15 protein-coding genes are annotated in these 15,737 nt (G+C 67.7%); all 15 read left to right on the top strand.

The genetic code is table 11. From position 1 onward, the window contains the following. Positions 1–10: 10 nt before the first annotated feature. A complete protein-coding gene (locus tag ASE91_RS16220) occupies positions 11–1,003 on the top strand; it encodes a cysteine synthase A (protein WP_056628794.1) in 993 nt (330 codons plus the stop codon). Between the two features lie 11 nt (positions 1,004–1,014). Next, on the top strand, positions 1,015–1,293 hold the full coding sequence (locus ASE91_RS16215) for a hypothetical protein (RefSeq protein ID WP_056628031.1): 279 nt from the start codon (positions 1,015–1,017) through the stop codon (positions 1,291–1,293). Positions 1,294–1,720: 427 nt separating this feature from the next. Then, positions 1,721–2,191, top strand: a complete 471-nt coding sequence (locus tag ASE91_RS16210) for a division/cell wall cluster transcriptional repressor MraZ (RefSeq protein WP_055999670.1) — start codon at positions 1,721–1,723, stop codon at positions 2,189–2,191. Next, on the top strand, positions 2,188–3,138 hold the full coding sequence (gene rsmH, locus ASE91_RS16205; RefSeq protein WP_056628028.1) for a 16S rRNA (cytosine(1402)-N(4))-methyltransferase RsmH: 951 nt from the start codon (positions 2,188–2,190) through the stop codon (positions 3,136–3,138). Before ASE91_RS16210 ends, rsmH begins: the two co-directional genes overlap by 4 nt. Beyond that, positions 3,135–3,716 carry a hypothetical protein gene (locus tag ASE91_RS16200; protein WP_156357891.1) on the top strand — a complete coding sequence of 194 codons (582 nt, stop codon included), beginning with the start codon at positions 3,135–3,137 and terminating at the stop codon, positions 3,714–3,716. The genes rsmH and ASE91_RS16200 overlap by 4 nt, the downstream gene beginning before the upstream one ends. Further along, on the top strand, positions 3,713–5,428 hold the full coding sequence (locus ASE91_RS16195; protein ID WP_056628025.1) for a peptidoglycan D,D-transpeptidase FtsI family protein: 1,716 nt from the start codon (positions 3,713–3,715) through the stop codon (positions 5,426–5,428). The genes ASE91_RS16200 and ASE91_RS16195 overlap by 4 nt, the downstream gene beginning before the upstream one ends. Next, a complete protein-coding gene (locus tag ASE91_RS16190; protein ID WP_056628023.1) occupies positions 5,425–6,840 on the top strand; it encodes a UDP-N-acetylmuramoyl-L-alanyl-D-glutamate--2,6-diaminopimelate ligase in 1,416 nt (471 codons plus the stop codon). Before ASE91_RS16195 ends, ASE91_RS16190 begins: the two co-directional genes overlap by 4 nt. After that, entirely contained in the window at positions 6,824–8,218 is a 1,395-nt protein-coding gene (locus tag ASE91_RS16185; RefSeq protein ID WP_235530529.1) for a UDP-N-acetylmuramoyl-tripeptide--D-alanyl-D-alanine ligase, read from the top strand. The genes ASE91_RS16190 and ASE91_RS16185 overlap by 17 nt, the downstream gene beginning before the upstream one ends. Beyond that, positions 8,218–9,288, top strand: coding sequence for a phospho-N-acetylmuramoyl-pentapeptide-transferase (mraY, locus tag ASE91_RS16180; protein ID WP_056000162.1), 1,071 nt, complete (start codon positions 8,218–8,220; stop codon positions 9,286–9,288). Before ASE91_RS16185 ends, mraY begins: the two co-directional genes overlap by 1 nt. Before the next feature lie 271 nt (positions 9,289–9,559). Then, the gene (gene murD / locus ASE91_RS16175; RefSeq protein ID WP_056628017.1) at positions 9,560–10,672 is read left to right on the top strand and encodes a UDP-N-acetylmuramoyl-L-alanine--D-glutamate ligase; all 1,113 of its coding nucleotides are present in this window, start codon (positions 9,560–9,562) and stop codon (positions 10,670–10,672) included. A 5-nt stretch (positions 10,673–10,677) separates the two neighbouring features. Further along, complete coding sequence (locus ASE91_RS16170) at positions 10,678–11,901, top strand: FtsW/RodA/SpoVE family cell cycle protein (RefSeq protein ID WP_156357915.1); 1,224 nt, start codon at positions 10,678–10,680, stop codon at positions 11,899–11,901. Then, the gene (gene murG / locus ASE91_RS16165; RefSeq protein ID WP_056628014.1) at positions 11,898–13,043 is read left to right on the top strand and encodes an undecaprenyldiphospho-muramoylpentapeptide beta-N-acetylglucosaminyltransferase; all 1,146 of its coding nucleotides are present in this window, start codon (positions 11,898–11,900) and stop codon (positions 13,041–13,043) included. The genes ASE91_RS16170 and murG overlap by 4 nt, the downstream gene beginning before the upstream one ends. 52 nt (positions 13,044–13,095) lie before the next feature. Continuing rightward, positions 13,096–14,502, top strand: a complete 1,407-nt coding sequence (gene murC / locus ASE91_RS16160; protein WP_056628011.1) for a UDP-N-acetylmuramate--L-alanine ligase — start codon at positions 13,096–13,098, stop codon at positions 14,500–14,502. Beyond that, complete coding sequence (locus tag ASE91_RS16155; protein ID WP_055999641.1) at positions 14,499–14,693, top strand: hypothetical protein; 195 nt, start codon at positions 14,499–14,501, stop codon at positions 14,691–14,693. Before murC ends, ASE91_RS16155 begins: the two co-directional genes overlap by 4 nt. Next, the gene (murB, locus tag ASE91_RS16150; protein ID WP_156357890.1) at positions 14,690–15,571 is read left to right on the top strand and encodes a UDP-N-acetylmuramate dehydrogenase; all 882 of its coding nucleotides are present in this window, start codon (positions 14,690–14,692) and stop codon (positions 15,569–15,571) included. Before ASE91_RS16155 ends, murB begins: the two co-directional genes overlap by 4 nt. The last annotated feature ends 166 nt before the right edge of the window (positions 15,572–15,737 follow it).

Below are 15,737 nucleotides of genomic sequence, written 5' to 3'. Positions count from 1 at the left end.
TCTGCAAGCCATGCATACCGCCCATGACACCCTCGCTCTGATCGGCAACACGCCCCTCGTCCGCCTGAAAGGGCCGAGCGAGGCCGCCGGGGCGGAAATCTTCGCCAAGTGCGAATTCGCCAATCCCGGTGCCAGCGTGAAGGATCGCGCCGCGCTGTCGATCGTCGAGGATGCCGAGGCGCGCGGCCTCATTCAGCCGGGCGGGACGATCGTCGAGGGGACGGCGGGCAATACCGGCATCGGTCTGGCGCTGGTCGCCAATGCCAAGGGCTATCGCACGATCATCGTCATGCCCGAGACGCAGAGCCGCGAGAAGATGGACACGTTGCGCGCGCTCGGGGCCGAGCTGGTGCTGGTCCCGGCTGCGCCCTATTCGAACCCCGGCCATTTCGTGCACACCAGCCGGCGGATCGCCGAGGAAACGCCGAACGCGATCTGGGCTAACCAGTTCGACAATATCGCCAACCGTCGTGCCCACATCACCGGCACCGCGTCCGAAATCTGGGAGCAGATGGACGGGCGGATCGATGGCTTCACCTGCGCGGCCGGGACCGGCGGGACGCTGGCCGGGGTCGGGCTGGGTCTGAAGGAAAAGGACGAATCGGTCACCATCGCGCTGACTGACCCGCACGGCGCGGCGCTCTACGATTATTACGCCCATGGTGAATTGCGATCGGAAGGATCGTCGGTCGCCGAAGGAATCGGGCAGGGGCGGATCACCGCCAATCTCGACGGCGCGCCGATCGACACCCAGTTCCGCGTATCGGACGCCGAAGGCATGCTCTGGGTCCGCCGCCTGCTGGCCGAGGAAGGGCTGTGTCTGGGCCTGTCGTCCGGCATCAACGTCGCGGGCGCGGTGCTGCTCGCGCGACAACTGGGGCCGGGCAGCCGCGTCGTGACCATCCTGTGCGACACCGGCTTTCGGTACCTCTCGACGCTGTACAATCCCGAATGGTTAATGGCGAAGGGGTTGGTGGTCGACAGCGCAGAGACTTCGGCCTAACAAGCCTGCGAATGTTGCCACGGTCCGATCAATCGCAACTGCTGCAACGCCTGCGCGTCGGCGCGACCGGTCTCGTGCTGGTCGTGTTTCTGATCGTGCTCGCCAGCGCATTGTTCCGCTCCGCCATCGACGAACCGCCCATCGGCGAGGACGTCGCGACCGTCGAGGGTTCGGCGAATGCCGCGCTCGCCAATCTCGCCGCCAGCAATCCCGACGAGCCGCTCGCCGAACTGGGTATCTCACCCGGCACCGCGCCGGGCGATAACGCGACGTCCCCCGAACCGCGCTGAACCCCGGTCGCGTCGGCAACGTCAGCCGCGCGAATCGCTATCCTGACGGCAGTCGTTCGCCGCCGCCAACGTGGCGGAGGAGCCAGCGATCCTGTCCGGGGTCGAGCTGGTGTGCACGGGCCAGCCTCTCTCGGATCACCCATTCGTATCCACCGCGCACCGCGCTCTACCCCGAACGGGGTACGCTCCCATCCCTGCGCCCGGCGACGCGAAAAAACGTTGAAGAACAAACAACGTACGCCCCATGAATCGACCCGACGGTGGGGTAAAATCCCATCCTCACCCAACTTCGCCCATTGTGACCCACATCTAGTTTTGATACTTCCTTAACCGTCACAGGGGGCAGGTCCTGGGATCGTCGAATCTTCTCGCGCGGCGCGTATTTGCCGGGCGCGACGCTTCTCCTGCGTGACCGAACAGGGGCGATGTGTCGGACAGGGAACTCTACCTGAGCTATGGGCTACAGGCGGTCGACGCGAAGGGTCGCGTCGCAGTGCCTGCCAAGCTGCGCTCGGTGCTGGAGAAGAATGCCGACGCCCGCGAACTGCTCATCAAGCGTCACGGCAAGCATGTCTGCCTCAGCGCGTTCGACACCGCATGGCCCAAGATCCTGTACTCGCGCCGGCCGCAAGGCAGCGACGAGGATGTCGACACCGATTACAATGTCGCGGGCAAGGCGTTCGGCAACCTCGAATCGGCGCCGTTCGACAGTGCCGGGCGCTTCGTGCTGCCGACCTTCTATCGTCGCCGGGCAAAGATCGACAAATGGGCGTTCTTTCACGGGCGCGGCGACACCTTCAACATCTGGGACCCGTTCACCCTGATCGCCGATACCGACATCGACGCGGACACGCGCGAACTGTGCGAATTCCTGATGGAAGAGAAGGGGCTGCAATGACCGCCGCTCCCCACATTCCGGTGCTGCTGGCCGAGGCGGTCGCGGCGCTCGCGATCCAGCCGGGCGAAACCCATGTCGACGCCACGTTCGGTGCGGGCGGCTATACGCGTGCCATGCTCGCCGCCGGCGCGCGGGTGATCGCGTTCGACCGCGATCCGACCGCGCACGTCGCTGCCAGGCCGCTGCTCGACGAAGCCGGCGACCGGCTGCTGCTGATCGAGGCGCCTTTTTCGGCGATGGCCGGCGAATTGGCGGCGCGCGGCATTGACGCGGTCGACGGGGTCGTGATGGATATCGGCGTGTCCTCGATGCAGCTCGATCAGGCCGATCGAGGCTTTTCCTTTCAATCGGATGGCCCCCTCGACATGCGAATGAGTCGCGAAGGCATGACGGCGGCCGAATGGCTCAACACGGCCGACGAGGCCGAGATTTCGGACGTGCTCGACCGCTATGGCGAGGAACCGCGCCACCGCCGCGTCGCGAACTTCATCGTCGGCGCGCGGCCGCTGTCGCGCACCGGCGAACTGGCGGCGGTCGTGCGCCGAGCGCTCGGCCACCGCCCGCATGAAAAGAAGGACCCGGCGACCCGCGCGTTCCAGGCGGTCCGTATCCACCTGAACGACGAACTGGGCGAGCTGACCGCCGGGCTCGACGCGGCGGAGCGGGTGCTGCGTCCCGGCGGGCGGTTGTCGGTGGTCAGCTTCCACAGCCTCGAGGACCGTATCGTGAAGCGTTTCCTGCGCGAACGCGGCGGCGCGATGCCTGCCGGTTCGCGGCACCGCCCGGTGGTGGTGCAGGGGCCGGCGCCCAGTTTCGGCGACATCGCGAAGGCGATGCGGCCAAGTGACGAAGAAGTGACGATCAATCCGCGCGCGCGTTCGGCGACGTTGCGCGTGGGGCTTCGCACGGCGTCTGCGCCGTGGAATTCGACCGGGAGTGCGATGTGATGGGTGCGTTCGGGTTCGGAGCATTGGGGAAGCTGGTGGCACTGGGTGTGATGGCGCCTGCCTTCTACCTCGTCATCTCGCAGGGCGCGGCGGAGCGTGGGCGGGTCGAGGCGATCGAGCGTTCGATCGTGCAGGCGCGACAGGATATCCGATCGCTCGAAACCGAATTCGATACCCGCGCCAACATGGCGCAGCTCGAACGCTGGAACGGTGACGTGCTGTCGCTCGCCGCGCCGCGCGCCGAACAATATGTCGGTGGCGAGCATCAGCTGGCGTCGCTGCCGGGCCGGACGGAGGGCGGCAATGTCGCGCTCGCCTATGTCGTGCCCAGCGCGCCGATGGAGGCCGCGCCCGCCCCCGAACCGGCGCTCGCCGCCGCAGCGCCGGTCGCCGCGTCCGCGCCTGCCAGGGTCGAACCGGCGCGTAACGTGAAGCCGGTCGGCCCGGTCCAGACGGCACGGGCGGATGTGATCCCGGCAAAGGCACGGGCGGTGGCGATGCTCGACCGAACCCTGCTGAGCGATGCGACGATGGCCGATCTGGCCCGCTCCGCCCGCAAGGAAGCCGCCCGCCCGTGATCGTCGTCGTCGCCCCTTCGCTCAACCAGCAGCGTGCCGATGGCGCGCGGCATACGCTGGTGAACGTCGCCCATTACCGGTTGATGGTGCTGATGCTGCTGTTCGCGGCAGGGGTAGCGGCAATTCTCGTGCGGTTGATGCTGCTCGCCGTCATGGCCGAACCGCGTTCGGCGATCGCGGCGGAATCGGCGCTGGTCCCGCTGCGCGGCGATCTGGTCGATCGCAACGGCGCGCCGCTCGCGCGGACCATCGATGCCTGGTCGATCGCGGTGCGCCCCGACAAGGTGATCGGCGACAAGCGGCAACTGGCCGAACAGCTCGCCGCGCTGATGCCCGATCACGACGCGGCCTTTTATTATGCGCAGCTCAATCTCGATCGCGGCTTCGTCTATCTGCGCCGTCGTGCGCTGCCTGAACTGGTGCAGGCGGTGAATGCGCTGGGCGAACCGGGTATCGCGCTGGGCCGGGAACCCGAACGCCTGTATCCGCAAAGTGCGATGGCGGCCCATGCGCTCGGCTATCTTGACATGGACGGGCGCGGCGTGCGCGGCATGGAAAAATTCCTCAACGCGCGGCTGATCGACCCGGCCGAACGCGGGCGTCCGGTGGCGCTCAGCCTCGACACGCGGGTGCAGGCCGCGCTCGAGAGCGAACTCGCCAATGCGATGGCGGTGTTCCAGGCGCGCGGCGCGGGCGGTGTCGTCCTCGACAGCGATACCGGCGAAGTGATCGCGATGACCTCGCTGCCGACCTTCAATCCCAACCACGTCACCGCGAACACCGGTCAGATGAATACGGTGACGCAGGGCGTGTATGAACTCGGGTCGGCGTTCAAGCCGCTGACGATGGCGGCGGCGCTGGACGATGGTGTCGTCCCGTCGCTGTCAAAGCGGTATGACGCGACCGAGCCCCTGCATGTCGGCGGCTTCCGCATCCGCGACGATCACGCGCAGAAGCGCTGGATGAACGTCCCCGAAATCCTCGTCCATTCGTCCAACATCGGCACCGCGCGTATCGCCGACGAAATGGGGCAGGCGCGGATGGAAAAGCTGTTCCGCTCGCTGCATTTCGATGCCGCGCCCGATATCGAACTGGAAAAGGCGCGCACGATCTGGCCGCGATACTGGGGCCGGACCACCACGATGACCACCGCCTTCGGGCACGGCATTGCCGTCACCCCGCTCCACCTCGCCAGCGCCTATGCCGCGCTGGTCAATGGCGGCATCTGGCGTCCGGCGACGATCCTGAAGCTGAAGCCCGGACAGGCTCCAACGGGTCGCCGGGTGTTTTCCGAAGCGACCAGCGCCAAGATGCGCGGGCTGCTGCGCCTGATCGTCACCGATGGTACGGGCAAGAAGGCCGAAGCCCCCGGTTTCCGCGTCGGTGGGAAGACCGGTACCGCCGAGACGGTCGGCGCGCATGGCGGCTATTCCAAGCGCGTGAACGTATCGACCTTTGCCGCCGTCTTTCCGATGGATCGCCCGCGCTATGTCGTGATCGCGATGCTCGACAGCCCGAAGGGGACGAAGGAGACGTTCGGCTTCACCAGTGCGGCATGGACCGCCGCGCCGGTCGTCAGCCGCGTCATCTCGCGGACCGGTCCATTGTTGGGGGTGATTCCCGACGCCAATGCCGATATCGACGTCGTCGGACTGCGCGGGCTGCTGTGGCACGCGCCGGGTGATGCGAAGAAACTGGCGAACGTGGAATGAAATTAGGGACGATTACCGGCGGCGGTGAACCGCAGATCGTGACCGGCTTTGCGATCGACCACCGCAAGGTTGCACCGGGCACCGTCTTCGGCGCGTTCGAAGGGGCGCGGGTGAATGGCGAGGACTTTATTCCCGCCGCGATTGCCGCCGGGGCGATCGCCGTTGTCGCCCGACCCGAAGCCGTGGTCGAGGGCGCGGTCCATATTGCCGTGCGCGACCCGCGAGAGGCCTTTGCCCGTGCCGCCGCGCAGTTCTTCGCGCCGTTCCCGCCTACCTGCGTCGCGGTCACCGGCACCAACGGCAAGACCAGCACCGTCGAAATGGTGCGGCAGCTGTGGCGGATGCAGGGGCATCACGCCGCGTCGATCGGCACGCTGGGCGTCACCACCGCCGATGAACGCGTCACCACTGGGCTGACCACGCCCGACATCGTCACTTTCCTGTCCAACGTTGCCGGGTTGGCGCGCGAGGGGGTGACCCATGTCGCGTTCGAGGCGTCGAGCCACGGCCTGTCGCAATACCGCACCGAAGGGCTGCCGGTCCGCGCCGCCGCCTTCACCAATCTCAGCCGCGATCACCTCGACTATCATGGCGACATGGCGACCTATCTGACCGCCAAGCTGCGGTTGTTCGCGGAAATGCTTGCGGACGACGGTACGGCGGTGGTGTGGGTCGACGATCCCCATGCCGACCGCGTGATCGATCTGGCGCGCGTGCGCGGCAACGCGCTCATCACCGTCGGCGAACATGGTGATACGCTGCGCCTGACCGGGCGCGAGCCGAGCCTGCTGGGACAGGCGCTGACGATCGAGGCCGAGGGGCAGGCACACACGGTGCAATTGCCGTTGATCGGTGCCTATCAGGCGGCGAACGCGCTGACCGCCGCCGGGCTGGTGCTGGCGACCGGGGGTACGCTCGCCGCGACGCTGGCCGGGCTGGCGCGTTTGCAGCCGGTGCGCGGGCGGCTGGAACGGGCGGTGATCCTGCCCAACGGCGCACCGGTCTATGTCGACTATGCCCACACCCCCGACGCGCTGGAGGCCGCGATCGCCGCGCTGCGTCCGCACGCTGCCGGGCGGCTGATCGTCGTGTTCGGGGCAGGCGGCGACCGCGATACCGGCAAGCGCGCGCCGATGGGGGAAGTCGTCGCAACCCACGCCGACGTCGCGATCGTCACCGACGACAATCCACGCACCGAAGACGCGTCGACGATCCGCGCACAGGTGTTGGCGGGTGCACCGGACGCGACCGAGATCGGTGACCGCCGCGCTGCGATCCGGGCCGCGTGCGAGATGGCGCAATCGGGCGACATCGTGCTGATCGCGGGCAAGGGGCATGAACAGGGTCAGATCGTCGGCGACAGGTTCCTGCCCTTCGACGACGTGCAGGTGGCGCGTGACTGTGCAGGCTGACGGAGCCGGTCCGCTCTGGACATCGGCAGCGATCGCCGCTGCGACCGGCGGTATCGCTTCGGCCGACTTCGACGCGAACGGCGTCGCCTTCGACAGCCGCGAGGTCGGCCCCGGCGACCTGTTCGTCGCGCTGTCGGGCGAGGCGACCGACGGCCATCGTTTCGTCGCGCAGGCATTTGCGCAAGGCGCGGCGGGCGCGCTAGTGTCGCAGCCGGTCGCCGGGCCGCACGTGCTGGTACCCGACACCATCGCCGCGCTCGACCAGCTTGCCCATGCCGCCCGCGCACGCACGACCGGGCGGATCATCGGCGTGACCGGATCGGTCGGCAAGACCGGCACCAAGGAAGCACTGTTCGCCGCGCTCGACCGCGTCAGCTTCGGACAGGCGCATCGCTCGGTCAAAAGCTACAACAACCATACCGGCGTACCCCTGAGCCTTGCCCGGATGCCCGCGACGACGCGGGCGGCGGTGCTCGAAATGGGCATGAACCATGCGGGCGAACTGTCGCGGCTGACCCGGCTTGTCCGGCCCGACATCGCGATCGTCACCACCATCGCCCCCGCCCACACCGAATTCTTCACCGGGGAGGATGCGATCGCCCGCGCGAAGGGCGAGATTTTCGAAGGGCTGACCCCCGGCGGCGTCGCGATCGTGCCGTTCGACAGCCCGCACCGCGACACGCTGATCGCGGCGGCGACGCCCTTTGCCGGTCGCATCGTGACGTTCGGCCTGCGCGAGGGTGCCGATGTCCGCGCGATCGAACATGTCCGCCTGTCCTCGGGCGACAGCTTCGTGACCGCACGGCTGGGCGAGCGCGAGGTCAGCTACACGCTGGCCCAGCCCGGCGATCATTGGGTCGCCAATTCGCTGGCGGTGATCGCGGCGGTCGATGCGATCGGCGGCGATCTCGGCGTTGCCGGGCTGGCGCTCGCCGATCTCGATGGTCTTGCCGGGCGCGGCGCGCGTCGCCGGATCGGTGTCGGCGACGGCGAGGCGCTGATCATCGATGAAAGCTACAACGCCAACCCCGCCTCGATGCGCGCGACGCTGAAGGTGCTGGCCGCCGAAGCGGCCGAGCGCCGCGTCGCGGTGCTGGGCGAAATGCGTGAGCTGGGTGAATCTTCCGGCGCCTATCACGCTGCCCTTGCAGTCCCGATCGACGAAGCGGGCGTTTCGCGCGCCATATTGGTGGGGGAGGGGATGCTCCCCCTTGCCAAGGCGCTTGAGGGGCGCGTCGAAACCGTCCATGTGCCCGACGCCGCCGCCGCCGCGCGGGTCCTGTCGGACCTGCTGCAGCCTGGCGATGCGGTACTCGTAAAGGGATCGAACGGGGTGGGGCTGGCGCGGGTCGTCGCCGACCTGTGGGGCCAGAACTGATGTTGTACGAAATCGCCGAATATCTCGGCTTTCCCGGTGTGCTGAACCTGTTCCGCTATCTGTCGTTCCGCACCGGCGCGGCGACGGCGACGGCGCTGTTCCTCGGCCTCATCATCGGTCCGCGCTTCATCGGCTGGCTGCGCGTGCGACAGGGCAAGGGGCAGCCGATCCGCCTCGACGGGCCGCAGACCCACCTCGCCAAGCGCGGCACGCCGACCATGGGCGGGTTGATGATCCTTACCTCGCTGACGGTCGCGGTGCTGCTGTGGACCGATCTTGCCAACCCGTTCGTCTGGGCTTGCCTGTTCGTGACGCTGGGTTTCGCCGCGATCGGCTTCCTCGACGATTACGACAAGGTGCGAAAGGCCAGTACCGCCGGCGTCTCGGGTCGGGTCCGGCTGCTGCTCGAATTCCTGATCGCCGGCATCGCCAGCTGGATCATCATCCGCCAGACCGGCACGATGCTCTACGTCCCGTTCTTTTCGGGCGTGGCGATCGATCTGGGACCCTTCTACATCGTCTTCGCCGCCTTCACGATCGTCGCGTTCGGCAATGCGGTGAACCTGACCGACGGGCTCGACGGTCTTGCGACGATGCCGGTCATCATCGCCTCGGTCGCGCTGATGCTGATCGTCTACATGGTCGGCAACGCCAAGTTCGCTGCGTATCTGGGCATCCCGCACGTGCTGGGCGCGGGCGACCTCGCGCTGTTCTGTGGCGCGATCGTCGGCGCGGGGCTGGCGTTCCTGTGGTACAACGCCCCCCCGGCGGCGGTGTTCATGGGCGATACCGGCAGCCTTGCGCTGGGCGGCGCGCTCGGCGCGATCGCGGTGTCGTCGCACCATGAAATCGTGCTGGCGATCATCGGCGGGCTGTTCGTGGTCGAGGCGCTGTCGGTCATCATCCAGGTGTTCTGGTACAAGCGTACCGGCAAGCGCATCTTCCGCATGGCCCCGATCCACCATCATTTCGAACAGCTCGGCTGGGCGGAAGCGACGGTCGTGATCCGGTTCTGGATCGTGGCTTTCGTGCTGGCGCTCGCCGGCCTGTCGACGCTGAAACTGCGGTGATTACCGCCACCGCCTGGGCGGGGAAGCGGTTCGCGGTGCTGGGGCTGGCCCGGTCCGGCGCGGCGACCGTGCGCGCGCTGCTGGCCGGCGGCGCGGAGGTCGTGGCGTGGGACAGCGACGAAGCGCGCCGCTCTCCCTCTCTCCGCTTGCGGGGAGAGGGTCGGGGAGANGGGGGGGGGGGGGGGGGGGGGGGGGGGGGGGGGCTTCTTCTTCTACGACAGCGCTCGCGACACCCCCTCTCCCAACCCTCTCCCCCATGGGGGAGAGGGCTTTGGTGTTTGCCGACCCGCTCGCGATCGACCTCGCCGGTTTCGACGGCGTGATCGTATCCCCCGGCGTGCCGCTCAATCGCCACCCGATCGTCCAGCACGCTGGTGGCGTCCCCATCATCGGCGACATCGAACTCTTCGCCCAAGCCCGCACAGACCTGCCACCGCACAAGGTCGTCGGTATCACCGGCACCAACGGCAAATCGACCACCACCGCCCTGATCCATCACATCCTGACCCAGTCCGGCATCCCCGCGCGCATGGGCGGCAATATCGGCCTGCCGATCCTCGCGCAGGACCCGCTGCCCGCGGGCGGCGTGTACGTCCTCGAACTGTCGAGCTATCAGATCGACCTGACCACCAGCCTCGATTGCGACGTGGCGGTGCTGCTCAACATCACGCCCGACCATCTCGACCGCTATGCCGGGTTCGAAGCCTATGCCGCATCGAAAGCACGCCTCTTCGCGATGCAGTCCGGGGGCCACGCCGCGATTATCGGTACCGGCGATGCGCCATCGGCCGCCATCGCCGACACCTTGCCGCACGCCACTCGCATCACCGTGCCCGACGACGCGCCCGCCTTTGGCCCCGCGCTAGCCGGTCCGCACAATGCGCAGAACGCGCTGACCGCCATCGCGGTCTGCGAAGCCCTCGGCCTCGACGCCGACACCATCCGCGCCGGTCTCAAAAGCTACCGCGCGCTGCCGCACCGCATGGCACACGTCGCCGACGTGAACGGCGTCGCCTATGTCGACGACAGCAAGGCGACGAACCCCGATTCGACCGCGCCCGCGCTCAACGCGTTCGGCCGCATCCACTGGATCGTCGGCGGCCTCGCCAAATCCGACGACCTCGACGCGTGCCGCCCCGGCTTCGGCAATGTCGTGCGCGCCTATACCATCGGCACCGCTGCCGAACGCTTCGCCGTACTGCTCGCCCCCGACATGTCCGTCGAAATCGCGGGCACGCTCGACGCAGCGGTCCGCAGCGCCGCCGAACAGGCGCAACCCGGCGACACCGTGCTGCTGTCGCCCGCCTGCGCCTCGTTCGACCAGTATAGCGATTTCGAAGCGCGCGGCCGCGCCTTCGCAGCAGCGGTGGAGGCTTTGCGATGACCGATATGGGACGCGGGCGGGATGTTCGCGCGCTGCGGCAGCGCGTCGAAACGCTGCAGGGCCGCAGCGCCCGTTCGCCGATCGGTGCATGGTTTCGCGAAGTCGACCGGGTGCTGCTGCTGATCGCGATGGTGTTGATCGCCATCGGCCTGGTCGCGGTCGCCGCCGCGTCGCCTGCCTCGGCGGTACGGTACTCGGGCGGCGACGTCACCGTGCCGCCGATGATGTATTTCTGGCGACAGGCGGGGTGGATCGCCTTTTCCTTCCCCGTCATGATCGCGGTATCGATGCTGCCGGTCACCTTCGCCCGGCGGCTGTGCCTGTTCGGGACCGCCGTCCTGTTGCTGGCGCTGATGGTTACGCCGTTCGTGGGGGTCGAGGCGAATGGCGCCCGGCGCTGGGTCAGCCTCGGCATCGGCCAGTTCCAGCCGTCCGAATTCCTCAAACCGATGTTCATCGTCACGACGGCATGGCTGTTGTCGTTGCGCGCCAAGGACCCGCAGCTGCCGATGCTGTGGGTCACCGGCGCGCTGACGGCGGTCATCGCCGGCTGCCTGATGCTGCAGCCCGATTTCGGTCAGACGGTGATCTTCTGCTGCACCTGGGCGGCGCTGCTGGTGATCTCGGGCATTTCGGTTCGTACCATGGCGCTGCTGGGCGGGGCGGGGGTCGGACTCGTCGCCGCTGCTTACACCTTCTACGGCACGGCGCGCGTTCGCATCGACGGCTTCCTGTTCCCCGATCCGCAAAGCGCCGCGACCGACAGCTATCAGGTCGACATGGCCCATGCCGTGCTGACCGCCGGCGGTGCGATCGGCACTGGTCCCGGCGGCGGGCGCGTGAAGTTCAAGCTGCCCGAGGCGCATACCGACTATATCTTTGCCGTGGTCGGGGAGGAATTCGGCCTGATCGCCTGCGCGATCATCGCGCTGATCTTTCTCGCGATCGTCGTGCGCGTCTTCGTGCGCCTGCTCGATGAGGAGGACGCGTTCAAGCTGCTCGCCGCCGCCGGCCTCGCCGTACAGTTCGGGGCGCAGGCGCTCATCAACATGGCGGTCAATGTCGGCATTGCCCCGTCGAAGGGGATGACGCTGCCGTTCATCTCCTATGGCGGGTCGTCGATGATCGCATTGTCGACGGCGATGGGACTGCTGCTCGCTTTCACCCGCCGGAACCCGTATCTGAGCCGCTCACCTTATGGCCCACAGCGCTGGAGCGGAGCGAAATGAGCAAACATTATGTCCTCGCCGCCGGGGGCACCGGAGGACATATGGTTCCTGCCGCTGCGCTGGCGGTCGAACTTACCCGGCGCGGCCATCGTGTCGCGCTGGTCAGCGACGAACGCGGCGTGCGCTTTCCCGACCTGTTCGACGGTATCCAGACCCATGTCCTGCCCGCCGGGCGATTGAGCGGCGGTCCGATCGGCTGGCTGAAGGCCGGGCGGCAGATGCTGGCCGGGCGGTCGATGGCGATCGAACTGTACCGGACGTTCCGGCCGTCGGCGGTGATCGGCTTCGGCGGCTATCCGGCACTGCCGGCGCTGCTCGCCGCCTTCGCGCAGAAGGTGCCGACGATCGTCCACGAACAGAATGCCGTGCTGGGTAGGGTCAACCGGCTGGTCGCGGGCAGCGTGGACGCCATCGCCACCAGCTACGAACAGGTCGACCGGCTGAAGGACAAGCATGTCCCCAAGACGCATCTGGTCGGCAATCCGGTGCGCGAAAGCGTGCTCGCGCTGCGCGATCGTCCTTATCCCATGCTCGATGCCGAGGGCATCTTCCGCGTGCTGGTGACGGGCGGCAGCCAGGGGGCAAGCATCCTCAGCCAGGTCGTGCCCGACGGGCTCGCGCTGTTGCCCGTCGCGTTTCGGCGGCGGATGCAGGTGACGCATCAGGCGCGGATCGAGGATATCGACGTGGTGCGCGCCAAATATGCCGAACACGGCATTCCGGCGGAGATCGCGACCTATCTGCCCGACCTGCCCGACCGGCTCGCATGGGCGCATGTGGTGATCGCGCGTGCCGGTGCCTCGACCATCGCTGAACTGACCGCCGCCGGGCGCCCCGCGATCCTCGTGCCACTCCCCAGCGCGACCGACGATCATCAAACGGCGAATTGCCGTGAGATCGTCGCGGCCGGCGGTGCCCGCGCGATCGCCCAGTCGCACTTCACCGCCGGCGAACTGGCCAAGCAGATCCAGAAACTCGGCCTCGATCCCGCTGCGCTTGCCAATGCAGCGGCGCGGGCGCGCAGTTGCGGGCGGCCGTTCGCGGTCCGTGACATGGCCGATCTGGTCGAGAGCATCGACGCACCTAAGGCGAAAGTGGGCAGACACGCTCCCGCCAAACGACAGAAGGAAGCATTTGCGTGAAGGGCCCTTCGACAAGCTCAGGACGGGCGACCCCCTTCATCGGAGGCCTCCGATGAAGGGGGTCGCGACCGATATCGGCACGATCCATTTCGTCGGCATCGGCGGCATCGGCATGTCGGGCATTGCCGAGGTGATGCACAATCTCGGCTACAAGGTGCAGGGATCGGACGTGGCCGAGGGCTATGTCGTCGATGGGCTGCGCGCGCGCGGCATCGACGTGCATATCGGCCACAAGGCGGAGAATGTGGAGGGCGTGGCGGTCGTCGTCACCTCGACCGCGATCAAGCCCGGCAATCCCGAACGCGACCATGCGTTGGCGAAGCGTATTCCGGTGGTGCGCCGTGCGGAGATGCTGGCCGAGCTGATGCGGCTGAAATCGACCGTCGCGGTCGCGGGCACCCATGGCAAGACGACGACGACCTCGTTGATCGCCGCGTTGCTCGATGCCGGCGGCGTCGATCCGACCGTCATCAATGGCGGCATCATCAACAGCTATGGCTCGAACGCGCGGCTGGGTGCCTCCGACTGGATGGTGGTCGAGGCCGATGAGAGCGACGGCAGCTTCCTGCGGCTCGACGGCACGATCGCGGTCGTGACCAACATCGATCCCGAACATCTCGATCATTATGGCAGCTTCGACCGGGCAAAGGACGCCTATGTCGAATTCATCGAAAACGTACCCTTCTACGGCGCGGCGGTGCTGTGCCTCGATCACCCGGAGGTGCAAGCGCTGATCCCGCGCATCCGCGACCGCCGGATCGTCACCTATGGCTTCTCGGCCCAGTCCGACATTCGCGGGGTCGAGGTGACGGCGGGCCGCGACGGCAACCGCTTCGACTGCGTCGTGCGCGACCGTGACGGCCAGACCCGGACGATCTCGGGCATCCACCTGCCGATGGCGGGTCGGCACAATGTCCAGAACGCGTTGGCGGCGATCGCCGTCGCGGTCGAACTGGGGCTGGACGACGCGACCATCGCGCAGGGCTTCGCCAAGTTCGGCGGTGTGAAGCGCCGCTTCACCCGCGTCGGCGAAGTCGCCGGCATGACCGTGATCGACGACTACGGCCACCACCCGGTCGAAATCCGCGCCGTCCTGTCGGCCGCCCGCGAAGCGACCGGCGGGCGGGTCATCGCCGTCGTCCAGCCGCACCGCTATTCGCGATTGGGGGCGCTGATGGACGAGTTCGCACAGGCGTTCAACGACGCCGATGCCGTCCATGTCCTGCCCGTCTACGCCGCCGGCGAGACCCCGGTCGACGGCGTCAGCGCCGAGGCACTGGTCGACGGCGTCCGCCTGCGCGGCCACCGTTCGGCACAGGTTGCGGCGGACAAGGACGCGCTCGCCACCGCGCTCGCCGCCGAAGGGCAGGACGGTGATCTGATCGTCTGTCTGGGCGCTGGCGACATCACCAAAATCGCCGCCGGCCTTCCCGCCGCGATCGGTGAGCGACTGGCATGAGCGACTGGTTCTCCACCGCGATCGAGATGCAGCGCGAAATCCTCCGCGCGCAACAGGCGCAGCTCGACGCCGCCAAGAAGCTGCTCGACACCGCCGAACAGCGCGACGTGACCGAAATCGGCAAGCAGGTCGCCGATGCACAGGCCGAGGCGTGGACCGCGTGGGCGCGCTTCTGGGGCGGCGGCAAATGACCCTGCCGCCGGTCCGTGGCAAACTGACCGCGAACGCACCCCTTGCACCGCTCGTCTGGTTCAAGGCGGGCGGTGCGGCGCAGTGGCTGTTCGAACCGGCCGACACGGATGACCTGTGCGACTTCCTCCGCGCACTCGACGCATCGGTGCCGGTCATGGGGCTGGGGCTCGGCTCCAACCTGATCGTCCGCGACGGCGGCGTCCCCGGTGTCGTCGTCCGCCTCGGCAAGCCCTTCGCCAGGGTCGCGGCCGACGGCCTGACGCTCATCTGTGGCGGCGGGGCGAGCGGCATCCTCGTCTCGTCGACCGCGCGCGATGCAGGCATTGCGGGCGTCGAGTTCCTGCGTTCGATCCCCGGCACGGTCGGTGGCTTCGTGCGGATGAACGGCGGTGCTTACGGCCGCGAGGTGGCGGACGTGCTGGTCGCGGCGCAGGTCGTCAACCGCGACGGCACGCTGACGACGCTCGCCAACGCCAACCTCCACTATCGCTACCGCCACAGCGACCTGCCCGATGGCGCGATCGTCGTCTCCGCCACCTTTCGCGGCGAGCAGGGCGATGCCCAAGCGATCCAGGCCGAAATGGACCGCATCGCCGCCGCGCGCGAGGCATCGCAACCGCTGCGCTCGAAGACCGGCGGATCGACCTTCAAGAACCCCGATGGGCATAAGGCATGGGCGCTGGTCGATGCCGCCGGTTGCCGGGGCCTGATGCGCGGCGACGCGCAGGTGTCGGAAAAGCATTGCAATTTCCTGCTGAACACCGGCAACGCGACCAGCGCCGATATCGAGGCGCTGGGCGAGGACGTCCGCGCAAAGGTGCTTGCCGCCTCGGGCGTGACGCTGGAGTGGGAAATCCAGCGGGTGGGGGTGGCGTGACTAACCTGTCCCTCTCCAACCCCAACCCGTTTGCTTCGAGCGGAGGTTCGAGCGAAGTCGAGAACCGCAGTCGAGAAGGCGTCGCTTGGGGCGACTGGTTCTCGACGGACGCTTCTCGACTTCGCTCGAAGCTGCTCGAACCAAACGGTTTTGTTTTAATCGGATA

This window comes from Sphingomonas sp. Leaf62, from assembly GCF_001421915.1.
GTDB lineage: Bacteria > Pseudomonadota > Alphaproteobacteria > Sphingomonadales > Sphingomonadaceae > Sphingomonas.
Note: the sequence above shows the minus strand (reverse complement) of the source record. Positions and strands in the feature narration are given on the sequence as shown.